This is a genomic window from Sphingomonas bacterium (assembly GCF_903642285.1).
In the GTDB taxonomy this organism is placed as follows: domain Bacteria; phylum Pseudomonadota; class Alphaproteobacteria; order Sphingomonadales; family Sphingomonadaceae; genus Sphingomonas.
Window position 1 is genome coordinate 80,758 of record NZ_CAHJWJ010000005.1, and the last position, 11,767, is coordinate 92,524.

Genomic DNA, 11,767 nt, shown 5'->3' on the forward strand with positions numbered 1-11,767 from the left:
GGAGAAAACGATGCGTCCTTCCAAGTGGGTATTTGCCGCATTGGCGCTGTCGACCCCGGCATCGGCGTGGGCAACGACGATTTCGTGCATGGTCGAAGAGGCCAGTACCGGGCGGGGAGGTTCGAGCTGGACACAGATCGTGTTCGCAACCCGTGATCTTACCAAGCAACCGCTCGATGGCTGGGATTGGACGGTCGATTACTCCAATGGCCATCAGGACCACGGGTACGTCCTGCAGTACGTGTTGGAGGGCTATGGCAGCGAAAAGTCGGTCCGGTTCGGGCCGTCGTTTCGCTATTGGAAACCGCGATGTACGGCCGTGTTGCATCCTTATGTCTCCTACCATCCGGGTCCGGGCAGCGAGGGCCCCAAACCGCCAACGGGACGTGGAGGGCCATTACCGCAATGATCGACGATGCGAGGGTCCACGCGCATAGAAGCGTATCAGCGTTTGCCGGGCTTCGCGGGCGGGCTGTCGTCAAGGAAGATGGCATCCAGCGCCAGCCGGTGCCGCTTGTAGAAATCGATCTGATCCGCCGAGACCGGCTGGATGTACGCGAGCGTCGGGTCGTTCAGAGCGATCATCGCGCTCATGATAACGAGCGGAAACAATACGACATCGTGGTCGGTGAGACCTTGACGATGAAAAAATGCCCTGAGCCTGGAAGCACGGGTCAGGTTTGACATTAGTTCAGCGACCGTATTGCCCGCCGCGGCCGCCGTATCCTCGGCCCTGAGCGAGGGATCCGCCGATTTGAGGGCAGCGGCGGCGCGGGCGATCCGCTCCATCGTCGGCACCGTCAGGCGATAGGCGCGGATCGCGCTACGATCGGCGGAGGGCGCGGGGACGGGCGGAAGCGGGCTCGACTGGGCCAACGCGCCGTTGGCCGATGCGGCGAACGCCAGAGCCGACAACAGGCGGAACATGGCTTTAAGCATCGTTACCCTTTCGGTTGCCATTTTCTTCGACTGGAGGGCCTCCCAAGCCCCCCCGGTTTTTAACGGGGCGACCTCGTCCTGCCCGATCCCCGTCCCTCCTCAACGTCGCAGCGGCGGCTGGCTGGATGTCGGGGGCGTAACGGAGGTGCCTGGCGGCAGGAGCGCCGACCAGCAAAGCCAATACGGGTCCGCCGCCTTCCGGGCACCGGCACCGCCAAGTCCGGAAAAGCCGCCATTCTGATGAACGACGTTTCGCCATTGTGCCGGGCAGAGACGCCCTGGGGTGATCGCCAATACGAAGCCATCGGTTTCCATTGCCCGTATCCCCGCACCGTCCGGCGCAAGCCATACGATCTGGCCGCGCATCGGCCGGATCGTGCCGAAACCGAGCGGCGGTCCGGCATAGGTCGCCCGATCCAGGGGGATGTCGGCGCAAGCGGCGGCGGTCGGCAGTTCGGAGCGCATGTCGTTGTCCGGATCACGCGACCAGATCACGAAACAATGGTGCCCAGGCCCAAGGTTCGTGGCGTCCCAATGGACACGGTCGGTGTTGCCGTCGAACACGTCGAAGTGAAGATAGCCGCTGCTCCTGTCCGGTGCCTGGGCCTGGACCTCGAAGTTCAGGTTGGGCCCTCCGGAATGAAAGCTGCCTTCGCTGGAGGTCGTGGCGTCACGCCAGCTGATCCGGATGGCATGCGGGCCGATCACCTGCGCCTGTTCGCGATTCGGTGTAGCGGGTCGTGCGAGCGCGGGCATGGCGGATGCAGCCGACAGGAGCGCGAGAAATGCGAAAACTGGCTTCATCAAAGGCTTCCTTTGGCAATCATCGTGCCGACGATCGTGTCTGGGTCATCGCGGCGAGGTCGACCGAATATCGTCTTAGCGAAGATAAACAGGCTGCGGCATGATGCGCGCCAGTACCGCGTCGGTGGCCTCGCGACCCAGCGGCTCGTGGTCGTAGGTCGAGGAACCGATCAAGACGATCGCGCTGGTCTGATAGGCAATGGCGAGACCGCCCATCGGCTGACTGGTCCGCGAGGATGCGACCACCACCTGCGCACCCCGTCCCGTCAAGACAACCTCCCCGCCGGGCGTCGGGTTACCGATCGACATGCCGAGCTGATTTGCGGTGGCGCGGGCGGCTGCCATGTCCGCCGCCGGCCCCCGGCCCGAAAGCATGCGCAATGTGATCCCAGCGCCGTTGCCGGTCATGATAGGCACGGCACCACTGCCCGTCATCGGCTGGCCCTGCGCGTACTGCAAAATTCGCGCCCGCAAGTCGGCTTGGTAGAAGGTCGTCGTCGCGGGATCGGTTGAGAAGGTCGCGACGACCACGCGCTGCACCTTGGGATCCGCGGTCGGAAGGCACACCGTCGCAGTGTTGACATGGAATGTTCCAGCCACGCGAACCGAATCGGTACTCTGGGTGAAGCCAAGGGCATCGCTGCGCCCACTCTGCTCGATCGAGCTGAGACACTTACTGGGGGTGCCGGGCACCTTGAAGCCGGTAACGGCGACGGCCGGCGGGGGCGGATAATCGGGTTGCTTGGGACCGGCGCCGGGACGGGCCTCTTGCGCTTGCGTCATGGTGGCAAGCGTGAGGCCGATTGCCAACCATCCCGTTTTCGATGCCCAGCCGGACGAACCGCGGCGTTCCGTTCGTTGCTTCATGGTGGAGATAGACAATACCGATCCCGCGCCTGCTTCCCCCATTCGGGGGAAGGCATCTCATAAAGCGATGCCTAGCGTGCGTGACACTCCGATCGCTTTCGACCAACACGGAATCCGCGCCATCCTCGACCCACGAATCTTCGCCGGGGCCTTTTGAACCGTATTATCGCGATCTGCCTTTTCGGCTTGTTGCTGATGGCGGGCAGCGCGGCCGGTGCGGCATCCGACCGGCAGGCCGACTGGATACGGTGCATGACTGACGGCGGGGCACCCCGCGTCATTGTCCGCGCCTGCGCGAGCGCATTGCGCACGAGGCCGTTACGGCGCTTTCACCGGTCGTTGCTGCGTACCCGTCACGGCGAAGCGCTCGCGATGCTGGGACGCAGGACGCAGGCGATCAGGGATTTCGACCGGGCCCTCGCCGACACGCCGGGCGACGAGACGATCCTGGCCGATCGTGCGGGCGTCTATGAAGACCGCGGCCTGCTGGTTGCCGCCGATCGGGATTTCACCGCGGCGATCGCGAGCCATGTCGCCATCCCGGCGAACCGGACCAACGGCTCCTCCGATATCCTGGCCGATTACTATGCACAACGCGGACGCATTCGTCTCCGGCGCGGCTACGTCGCGTCCGCTGCGCGCGACTTTGCCCGGGCGCTGGCGATCGATCCCGCCGGTGCCACCCCGCAGCTACGCGTGTTGTACGCGCGCACCTTGGCCAAAATCGCAAGTCGAAGCCATACTGCGCGCTGACCCGCAACTTGTCGTCGATAAGCGCTCGCCACGTCGGGGATATCCGGCTGACGATTTGCAGTTGCCGACCGGCTGCGCACGCGAAGCGACCCCTGTCTGCGAGAGACGCAGGGCAGTTCGATCACGGGTGGATAAGGTTGAGCGCGTAAATGCGTGTGGTCGGATCACCGACGATCCACACGGTATCGCCTTCAGCGAGTGAGCCGAGATGAAGCGCAGGTAGACCGTAGAAGACCTGGCTGAGCCCATCGGGCCATGTTCCGGTCGCGCTGACCGACCAGTTATCTCTGTCGCGCACGTTGCCCGCCCCGGTATAACGTTCGTGAACGATCCTGGAGACCGTTGCCGGAAACATAACCCCTTTCGCTGCAAGTTGCTCAGCCTGTTTTTGCGAGAGGCGGACGAGCGCCAAAATTAGACCGAAAAATACGAATATGATGATGCCGAACATCCGAAACTCGCCGCCGAAGATCGCGACGAGCGCGCCGATCCCGACCACCGGGCCGAACAGCGCATAGGCTTTTCGCGGCACGATCACGGTCTGCTGCTCGAGCGGGCCGACGTCGCCTTGAGCAGCGTCGGCGCGGGGAACCTGCGTGCGCTCGACACCCGATACGCTTTTCAAGTCCATCCGGTAGATACCCGACCGCAGGTCCGCGCGGATATTGACCATCTGCCCCGGCCGGTATCGGCCGCTGACGTCGGTTCCCAGGTTATCGGAATCGAAGTCGTGAATCGTACCGTCGCCTGGCCACGTGGCTTGCGCGACCACGACCCAACGGGCCCGCCGTCCATGTGGCCCCTCGATGTAATTAATACGAACCTCGACGATGGTGGCCGCAAACATCGTCGATCCACGGCCGATCTCGAATAACCGCGTGATCGTGTCCATGGCCGACCCCGTCAGCCATAGTCCGAACAGTAGCCACGGAGCGGCAAACGCGTAGATGAAAATAGCGCCTGTCTGCCCATCGGCGCTCGCCATCCACCCGTACCTGACGATCATCATTCCCACCGCCAGCAGGACAATGCCGACGAGCGCCAGCGGGATCCATTCGGTCGGGCGCGGTGCCGGGCGCAATAATTTCTTTTTCGTCATGCGGCGAGCTCGTGTTCATGTCGAAGAAAGCAGACCGGCACCCGGTATAGGGACGCCGGTCGACGCTCGGTTACGACGCTCAGTTTCGGCGCGAAGTCAGGCCGCCGCTGCCGCCACAGACCAGACCCTTGCAGGGCTTGACCGGCGTCGGTGCCGGCGTCGGCGTGGTAGTCGGTGCCGAGGTCGGGCCATGGTTGACGGCATAGCTGGCCGGCGTGCCTACATTGGCGCAGGTAAAGGCCGATGGCTGATCCGATCGAAGTCCCTGCGCGCCGACCCGCGACCAAATTCGGAAGCAATGGCGGCCGGGCTGCAGTCCCGTGAAGGTATAAGTCACGATCGAACCCATCCCGACATTACCCGGTGTCCAGTTGGCGACGCTCGCATCGGTCTGACCCTCGATGTCGAAAACGATATGGCCTTCGTTCGCGGTATTCTGCCACCGCACGGCTACCGTGCCGGGAGCGGGCGACCAGGAGGCTTCGCCGTTGGGCGTGCCGGGCCGCGCCCATACCGGCGCGGCCGTCAAACCAAGCACGGCGAGGGCGGTCGACAGCGCAAGCGAACGAACGACGATCAGGTTTTTGCGTGTCATGTATTTTCCTTCCAATGATGGGCGATGCTAATCACGCGGTCGGTCGCCGGCCTCCTCCATCTAGGGCAGAGAAGCGGCCTACCGGACTTGCGCTATCGGCTCGACGTCAAGCCGTCGGCTTCGGGCTTGGACGCCGATGGTCCAGCGGCATCGCCACGACGTCGTCATCCGGTGCAGTCGATCGAGAAGGCCGCCCGGTTGCCGCTGATCGTCCTCGACGCTTTGCCGTGAGGAACTTTCTGTCGGATTTCTTTGACGACGAGTTGTTCCCACCCCTCATAATGCTTGAGAGTCGATCCACCGAGTGTCCAGGTCGTTGATGTGGGCATACCGGGGGGCGGGCTCTCGATCGATTGCATGGGCCCGGTCGCACCGTCACTGCGGATGAACCGGTATTCGATCGCCGGTGCGCCAACGACCGAGACATGGGCGTCGAACGTGATGACTGCCGGGCATTTGCCGACATAGTGGATTGGGTTGGCTCTGGCGGTCACGGACCATTCGATCGGAAGGGGGTCGGCGATGGCGCTCGATGCCGATATCACGAAGCTCAGGATCGATATCGTAAGCAATGTAGTGCGCATGAGAATGCTCCCCGAGACGATACGATCGGAATAGAGCATGGCATCGAGAGCGCCTCCCCCGAGCGGGGGAGAATAGATCGATCCGCGAGAAGCGGCGGGGCCGGATCCGTGCGCAGGAGCGCTGCTCCTACCTGCGCTGCGGGCGATGGCTGACGGCACCATAGGGAGCGGCATGGTTACCCCCTCGCCCATCAATGCTGGAAGAACTGTGTGAGCGGCGTCGTGTGATGCGTGTTGGTCTCGCTCACGGAGTCGCGTAGATAGCCCAGCATCGAGCTGCCGTCGGAGAAGGTGAAGGTCAGATACGCCGTGTAGTTCCACGTGTCGTGTCCGACGGGTTCGATCTGAATGTTGAAAAAGCCCGATTGAAGTTGCGCGCGGGTAAGGGGCGTGTTGATGGCGAGTGTGTAGCTTGGGCTATCGCCATTGGCCGGGAAGAGATTGGCGATGCCGGGCGATCGACCGATATGGGCATAGGCGATCTGGTTGCGCCGGCCGTCGGACACGCCGAGATCGACTTCGGTGTCCCGGTCCTTCCCATCGCCATTACCATGAAAGCGAACGGTTACCGAGGACAGGCGCGGCGCACCCCCCCTCAGGACCCCCAATAAACCGACGCCCTGGCCATTGCCGGTCACCGGCGGCGGGGCGACCTTCGATGGCCCGGCCGCCGCGGCCGCCGTCACGACGGTGCAGGTGAAATCCGACGGCACGCTCGACCGTTCCCCCTGCACGCCCACCCGCGACCAGAGGCGAAAACAGTGGCGACCAGCGGGAAGCTTGGTGAAATAATAGGTCACCATCGACCCCATGCCTACGCCGTTCTCGGGGCGCCAGTTGGCGACGCTCGCGTCTTGCTGGCCTTCGATGTCGAACACGATATCGCCTTCGTTCGCCGTATTCTGCCATTTGATCGCGATCACGCCGGGCGCGGGCGACCAGGAAGAAACCGCGTTGGGCGTACCGGGCCGCGCCATGGCCGGGCATGCTACCGCGAGCAGCAACGACGTAAGAAGGTACAAGCCGATATCATAGGGCCGGAAGCGACTGGTCATGCCGGACATGGGCGTTACCTCTTTCCCTGAATATCGATGACCGCGCGCCGCGACGTCGGTGATACGATCGTCATTATGATGAGGACGCCGCCAGCCGCCCTCACCCATCTGGGGGAGACGCTGGGTAACCGTCACCATCGCCCGGGACGACCCGTATCGTGGCGCGCACGACGCGGCCGGGATTAACGGCGTTCCTCCCCCATGCGGGCGACGACGGCATCCCGTCCGCCCGGCACGGGAGGGTCTTGCCATCGGGAGGCGAAAGACATGCGACATCGCCACATCGGCCGGTTTATGGCGTTCCTTGGCGCCCTCGGCGCGGTGGTGCCGGTCGCGGCGCCACTGGCGGCGAACGACACCACCGCGGAACTGGCGACCGGTGGCCTGCAGATCGCCACGAGTCCCGATATCGAGATGGCATCGGAGGATCTTGCGATCTCGCCTGACCGGATTCGGGTTGCCTATGTCTTCATCAATCATGCCGGGCGTCCGATCGACGTGCCGGTCGCCTTTCCACTGCCCGATTTACGGCAGGACGGCGACGCGGATGCTACGGTGCCGACCGACGATGCGCGCAACCCTTTCGCCTTCCGGCTGAAGGTGGACGGCATGCCGGTTGCGGTGCAACTGGAACAACATGCCATCGTAGGCGGCGTGGACCGTACGGCGGTGCTCACGGGTTTGGGCATCCCGCTCGTACCCACATCCAGTCATACCTCGGCCGCGCTCGACCGACTGCCGGCGGCGACACGGGCCAAGCTCGTCACGATGCGGCTGGTCAACATGGTCATGGCCGAAACCGAGGAGCCGGCCCGTCAGCATCTGCAACCGAACTGGACGCTGCACTCGACATATTACTGGACGCAGCATTTCCCGTCCGATCGTCCCGTGCACATCGAGCACGACTATCAGCCGAGTATCGGCAGCGCGTCGCAAACCGGCATCGGCCTGCCCAACTGGCGCCAGAAACGCGGCAATGCGCATTATGCGCCGGATTATTGCCCCGATGCCGATCTGCTGGATACGATCGCAAGCGCCATGCGGAGCCGCAATCTCGATTACCCGCCGTTCGGCGAGCAACGCATCGATTATATCCTGCACACCGGTGCCAACTGGCGCGGGCCGATCGGCCGCTTCCACCTGACCATCGACAAGGGCGACCCCCAGACGCTCGTCAGCCTGTGCATGGACGGGTTGACCAAGACGGGTCCGACGACCTTCGAACTGACGCGGGCCGATTTCCGGCCGGCCGGCGACCTGAAAGTCCTGCTGCTCGTGCCGACGGCGCGGCCCGACTGAGCGCGACTCGGACACCCTGCTCCATCTGTGCGACCGCATCGGTGGACCCGGCGAGCGCGAAAGGCATGAGCCAGGCAAACGAAAGTCGCCCGGCAGCGCATGACACGGATGCCCGTTGGCGAAATCGCTTGCCGCGAGCCGACGCGCCGGTTCTTCAGCGTCGCAAGACACCGTCCAGCTCATCATGATGCGCGCGGTAGAACGCAATCTGCGGTGGCGTCGAAAAGGATGCCTCGCCGTCCAGGTCCGTCCCGGTCAGCGCCGCAACGGCCGCATTCGCGATCACGACCGGAAAGAGAACGGCATCGCGATCCGATAATCCCGCGCGGCGAAAGAAATGGGTAAACCGCGGATGGCGGCGCATGGCCGCGAGCAACTGCGCCAGGTCGCCGTTTGAACGCCTCAAATCTTCCTCGTCCGCCCGCAATTCAGGGTCGGCGCTTTGTGCGGCCTTGAGCGCGCTTTCGGCGGATATCCACCGTACCATTTTCGACGTGGTAAGAACATACGAGCCCATTGCCATGCGGTCCTCGGGCGAGTAGCCGCCCGCGCCCCGAAGCGGCGACCCGATCATCGTTACGGCGATGACGGCCGACACGCTTGCGGTGAGGCTGATCCTAGCGATCATGGAGGGCTGCTCGTGCATCCGCGTCTGCGCATGGCCGGCGAACGCCGTTCACCATGAGCGAAGGCGAAGCGCGCTGCACCTCGTCAGGGCTGCATGCGAGGAGAGCCTCGCTGGCTGCGCGTAAAGAGCGTCGCGCTACAGGACTGTCCGCCGGTGACCTCGCCGACCCTTACCCACTGTCCGGCCCAAAGCTTTGGTGGCGTCGAAAGGTTGACGGTGACGACCTGTCCGTTGCGCATATGGACGAAGGCACGGACAAGCATACCTTCGCGCGTTATATCGGGGCTGCGCGCGACGATCTGCTGAATCGATCCGGGCGCTGCACCCGTCGGTGCGGATGTCGCGGCACCGGCGAGCAGCTGACAGGCGAGCGGCGTCTCAACCGTCTCTATGGGCCCGGACCCCGGTCGCATTTGCGCGCCGATGGACGCCGGTTTCAGAGGCAGGCCGGCGCCGATGAACGCAATGCCGTACAGGATCCGGCGAAACATCTTCATGTCCTTCCGCTGATTACGGTATGTACGAGCACCCCGGCGGCACCGCGCCCTACATTGGCGGAGCGTATGCAGCTGGCGATAGAAACCGCGTTCGTCCTGCGATGTCGCCGCTGAATAAACGGCGGCGGCGGCGTGCGCGTCCCTCATTTGCGGGAGACATCGCTCGCGGGACGGCGTGATGTCGCGAAAGCGAAGGCGTCGTGATCGTTCGTGGACGCGAAAATCCCCCCCGCCCATGCATTGCAGCGCTTCCGCGCCGTCGGAGCATCCAGGATCGGCGATTTGCAATCTCCGGAACGATGTCGCGCCCGGGCCGGACGGCGGTGACGGAGCACATCGGACGCGCCATCGCCTTTCGTAGATGGAGGAGGCACGTGTTGCCATGGTCGAGCCGGTAAATCGCCCCGCATGGTCCCCTATACGGAGGACGCGGGCTTGCTCGGAGAAGCCCAGTTACGCGGGATGAGAACAAGTGCCGTGCATTCGCCAGCCCGGCAAAGCTGTCTTTCGCGTGAAGGAGGATGGCGTGTCGCCACTTTGGCCGCTTGATCGAACCGCAGAACCAGCGAGGGGAACGTAATGAAGAAAGTCTTAGCCTGGCCGTTGCTGGCCACTGTTTTCGGTATTGCCGGCTCTGCATTGGGGCAGCGCCTGCTGACCGAGAAGCATTCTAACCCCCGATCCCGCTGCCGTCGCAGGTCATGATCATGGGCGCGGCTTTCAACAGCGGCTCCGCACCCAGCTGCGCCGACTTCGTCAAAGCCCAGATTGCCAAGAACGGCTATAAGGCTTCTGCCGCTAATGACGTCGCCGCCGTCCTTCATTTTGAGCATTATTCCGCGCTCATCGCTTGTATTCCGGGGATGCCGTCAACAACGAACGATATTATAGCCGCGGTGGCATCCAGTGATAGTTCGAACCTTGAAGGGGCAAGGTCAGCTCTTGCAAACGGTTTCCACCAAGAGTTTTTGTAAGCGGATCGCGACTATCGAATTCCGGCAATCCTCTGCATATTCAGTTCGCCGGGTTCGCTGCGCACGGCAACGTGCATGCAGCGTCCCTGAAAGAAGAGAAGCTGGTGCAGGATGGGGGATATCAGGTCGAGCCGGCCCTGACGGGAGAAGCTAATAACGCCGCATCCTTTGTGGCATCGAACGGCAGGGCCTCCGTTCTGGTCGCCACCAGATCGACCACCGCGACGGGTAATTATACGGCGGTAGTGGTTGCTTCCTCCGATCGCGCGTATGCGATGACCATGCGCGACGGGCTGATCGCGCTGCTGCGGCGACGGTGAGTTGCCGGACGGGCGCTGCGTCCGAGGGTGCAAGCCATATCCAGGCGCTTTCCGTTTTTGAACAGCATGACGGCTCGTGGCATAAATTATTAGCCGCGGCTTCAAAAAATTGAATCAAGCCAGTGAATAATCAGTTGAGCAAAGGCTCGTGACCGGTAATGCACTTATACCACATGACGATTACTAGAGCGACCATGCGTCTTATGCTGCGATAATTGCTTAGCAGCCTTCGTCAGTCGGTAGGGCCTCCCGTTCTCGTCAATGCCCGGATGTTTGCCTGAGTGACGAAAGGCAGCAGGATTGGGCTATTTGTCGATGCTACCGTCGCCGGGTTCATGAAGCCAAAGCCGAGGGCATGCGTGTGCCTGGAATATGTGGCTTGGAAGCTCGTCAATTCCCGGCGCACGGCCGTCGTCGCCCCAATATTGTTGTTCAGTTGCAACTGCAGATTGGCAACCTGATTGTTAAGAGCTTGATTGCTGGATTCAAGCGCGCTCAATCGCCTCTTCATGTCATCATATGCCCCCGGTATCTGAACGGGGCGCTCCTGTGCCATCCCCTTTGCATTCGCCAGGCTTGCCAGTATCGAGGCTGTAGCAATGATGGCGAAAGCACTCTTGAACAGGCTCTGGCGAGTAGCCTGACGTTCGGGTATCAGCGTCATGATCGAATATCTCCCGTGAAAGCACCACTGGTGTGTCTTGAGGCAGACGGGCGTTCGCCGCTTCCACCATTTGGGGGAGGGACGCTATCGGACGTAATGCTTCGGGTGGTAACCGGGGCAGCACCGAGGGTTAAAGTCCCGCCCTTGCAGACCGCATAGCCCTTTCCGCCGCATCTGATCGGCGGGAAAGATCGCCTGGAGGCGCGCGGCGATGATGGACCCGGTACCAGGCTCCAGCCGGTCTGCCAGAACATGCTGACCGCCATGAGCAGCGCGTGGCCGATCCGGGTAATGATCTGATCCATCGACCCAATTCCTCATAGGTTGGGCTGATGCCGTCGCGCGCGATGCATTCTATTATGATTGCCGTCACGACGACGTGGCGGCTTGATCTTGCTGTGTTCCACCTCGGCGCTCCGCTCCCCGCCAGGAACATAGGGAGAATCAACGCCTTGCGCTATCGCGCTCCGTGAAGCAGCCTCGCTCGCGCGGTCGCGCCTCAGGCCGTCTCGGCCACGCGTACCCTCGCCTCAAGCTGAAGGCCGAGCGCGTCGAGCACCTTCATCACCATGTCGAGCGTCGGGTTGCCGTCCGCGCTCAGCGCCTTGTGCAGCGACTGGCGGCTGAGGAGAAAATGGTGGGCGTGGCAAGGATTGAACTTGCGACCCCTGCGATGTCAAAGCCGTTTT

Annotated in this window: 14 protein-coding genes and 1 pseudogene; 4 read left to right on the forward strand and 11 right to left on the reverse strand. The window is 62.9% G+C overall.

What is annotated here, in order from left to right:
* Positions 1-444: 444 nt before the first annotated feature.
* The 3 genes from HUU99_RS04090 to HUU99_RS04100 all read right to left on the reverse strand — a co-directional run bounded on the left by HUU99_RS04090 (position 445) and on the right by HUU99_RS04100 (position 2,610).
* On the reverse strand, positions 445-798 hold the full coding sequence (locus HUU99_RS04090) for a hypothetical protein (RefSeq protein WP_217430760.1): 354 nt from the start codon (positions 796-798) through the stop codon (positions 445-447).
* Positions 799-1,038: 240 nt separating this feature from the next.
* On the reverse strand, positions 1,039-1,743 hold the full coding sequence (locus tag HUU99_RS04095; protein WP_174285311.1) for a hypothetical protein: 705 nt from the start codon (positions 1,741-1,743) through the stop codon (positions 1,039-1,041).
* Between the two features lie 75 nt (positions 1,744-1,818).
* Complete coding sequence (locus HUU99_RS04100) at positions 1,819-2,610, reverse strand: hypothetical protein (RefSeq protein WP_174285312.1); 792 nt, start codon at positions 2,608-2,610, stop codon at positions 1,819-1,821.
* A 153-nt stretch (positions 2,611-2,763) separates the two neighbouring features.
* On the opposite strand from HUU99_RS04100, the gene HUU99_RS04105 reads away from it, so the two are divergent.
* Positions 2,764-3,363, forward strand: coding sequence for a tetratricopeptide repeat protein (locus HUU99_RS04105; protein WP_174285313.1), 600 nt, complete (start codon positions 2,764-2,766; stop codon positions 3,361-3,363).
* A gap of 121 nt (positions 3,364-3,484) precedes the next feature.
* On the opposite strand, the gene HUU99_RS04110 is transcribed toward HUU99_RS04105, so the two are convergent.
* From HUU99_RS04110 to HUU99_RS04125, 4 genes are all read right to left on the reverse strand, one after another.
* Positions 3,485-4,462 carry a hypothetical protein gene (locus tag HUU99_RS04110; protein ID WP_174285314.1) on the reverse strand — a complete coding sequence of 326 codons (978 nt, stop codon included), beginning with the start codon at positions 4,460-4,462 and terminating at the stop codon, positions 3,485-3,487.
* Positions 4,463-4,541: 79 nt separating this feature from the next.
* Complete coding sequence (locus tag HUU99_RS04115) at positions 4,542-5,057, reverse strand: hypothetical protein (RefSeq protein WP_174285315.1); 516 nt, start codon at positions 5,055-5,057, stop codon at positions 4,542-4,544.
* 164 nt (positions 5,058-5,221) lie between these two features.
* The gene (locus tag HUU99_RS04120) at positions 5,222-5,680 is read right to left on the reverse strand and encodes a hypothetical protein (RefSeq protein ID WP_174285316.1); all 459 of its coding nucleotides are present in this window, start codon (positions 5,678-5,680) and stop codon (positions 5,222-5,224) included.
* A 152-nt stretch (positions 5,681-5,832) separates the two neighbouring features.
* Entirely contained in the window at positions 5,833-6,834 is a 1,002-nt protein-coding gene (locus HUU99_RS04125; protein ID WP_174285317.1) for a hypothetical protein, read from the reverse strand.
* Positions 6,835-6,963: 129 nt separating this feature from the next.
* Between HUU99_RS04125 and HUU99_RS04130 the strand changes: the two genes are divergently transcribed.
* Positions 6,964-7,995: a DUF4424 domain-containing protein gene (locus tag HUU99_RS04130; RefSeq protein ID WP_174285318.1), complete on the forward strand. Its 1,032-nt coding sequence runs from the start codon at positions 6,964-6,966 to the stop codon at positions 7,993-7,995.
* A gap of 154 nt (positions 7,996-8,149) precedes the next feature.
* Here HUU99_RS04130 and HUU99_RS04135 read toward each other — a convergent pair whose 3' ends face one another.
* Positions 8,150-8,623, reverse strand: a complete 474-nt coding sequence (locus HUU99_RS04135; RefSeq protein ID WP_217430761.1) for a hypothetical protein — start codon at positions 8,621-8,623, stop codon at positions 8,150-8,152.
* 83 nt (positions 8,624-8,706) lie between these two features.
* Positions 8,707-9,120 carry a hypothetical protein gene (locus HUU99_RS04140; protein ID WP_174285320.1) on the reverse strand — a complete coding sequence of 138 codons (414 nt, stop codon included), beginning with the start codon at positions 9,118-9,120 and terminating at the stop codon, positions 8,707-8,709.
* 701 nt (positions 9,121-9,821) lie between these two features.
* Between HUU99_RS04140 and HUU99_RS04145 the strand changes: the two genes are divergently transcribed.
* Both HUU99_RS04145 and HUU99_RS04150 read left to right on the forward strand, forming a co-directional pair.
* The gene (locus HUU99_RS04145) at positions 9,822-10,094 is read left to right on the forward strand and encodes a hypothetical protein (RefSeq protein ID WP_174285321.1); all 273 of its coding nucleotides are present in this window, start codon (positions 9,822-9,824) and stop codon (positions 10,092-10,094) included.
* Positions 10,095-10,165: 71 nt separating this feature from the next.
* Positions 10,166-10,414, forward strand: a complete 249-nt coding sequence (locus HUU99_RS04150; RefSeq protein WP_217430762.1) for a hypothetical protein — start codon at positions 10,166-10,168, stop codon at positions 10,412-10,414.
* A 232-nt stretch (positions 10,415-10,646) separates the two neighbouring features.
* Here HUU99_RS04150 and HUU99_RS04155 read toward each other — a convergent pair whose 3' ends face one another.
* Both HUU99_RS04155 and HUU99_RS15745 read right to left on the reverse strand, forming a co-directional pair.
* Positions 10,647-11,078: a hypothetical protein gene (locus HUU99_RS04155; protein WP_174285323.1), complete on the reverse strand. Its 432-nt coding sequence runs from the start codon at positions 11,076-11,078 to the stop codon at positions 10,647-10,649.
* A gap of 499 nt (positions 11,079-11,577) precedes the next feature.
* Positions 11,578-11,694: pseudogene (locus HUU99_RS15745) on the reverse strand (hypothetical protein); the annotation flags it as partial.
* Between the last annotated feature and the right edge of the window lie 73 nt (positions 11,695-11,767).

What these genes read in the sequence shown, in the direction of transcription:
- HUU99_RS04130 (WP_174285318.1), top strand. Translation starts at nt 6,964, where the DNA reads ATGCGACATCGCCACATCGGCCGGTTTATGGCGTTCCTTGGCGCCCTC.
- HUU99_RS04100 (WP_174285312.1), bottom strand. Translation starts at nt 2,610, where the DNA reads ATGAAGCAACGAACGGAACGCCGCGGTTCGTCCGGCTGGGCATCGAAA.
- HUU99_RS04125 (WP_174285317.1), bottom strand. Translation starts at nt 6,834, where the DNA reads ATGGTGACGGTTACCCAGCGTCTCCCCCAGATGGGTGAGGGCGGCTGG.
- HUU99_RS04145 (WP_174285321.1), top strand. Translation starts at nt 9,822, where the DNA reads ATGATCATGGGCGCGGCTTTCAACAGCGGCTCCGCACCCAGCTGCGCC.
- HUU99_RS04095 (WP_174285311.1), bottom strand. Translation starts at nt 1,743, where the DNA reads ATGAAGCCAGTTTTCGCATTTCTCGCGCTCCTGTCGGCTGCATCCGCC.
- HUU99_RS04120 (WP_174285316.1), bottom strand. Translation starts at nt 5,680, where the DNA reads ATGCTCTATTCCGATCGTATCGTCTCGGGGAGCATTCTCATGCGCACT.
- HUU99_RS04115 (WP_174285315.1), bottom strand. Translation starts at nt 5,057, where the DNA reads ATGACACGCAAAAACCTGATCGTCGTTCGTTCGCTTGCGCTGTCGACC.
- HUU99_RS04155 (WP_174285323.1), bottom strand. Translation starts at nt 11,078, where the DNA reads ATGACGCTGATACCCGAACGTCAGGCTACTCGCCAGAGCCTGTTCAAG.
- HUU99_RS04135 (WP_217430761.1), bottom strand. Translation starts at nt 8,623, where the DNA reads ATGATCGCTAGGATCAGCCTCACCGCAAGCGTGTCGGCCGTCATCGCC.
- HUU99_RS04140 (WP_174285320.1), bottom strand. Translation starts at nt 9,120, where the DNA reads ATGAAGATGTTTCGCCGGATCCTGTACGGCATTGCGTTCATCGGCGCC.
- HUU99_RS04110 (WP_174285314.1), bottom strand. Translation starts at nt 4,462, where the DNA reads ATGACGAAAAAGAAATTATTGCGCCCGGCACCGCGCCCGACCGAATGG.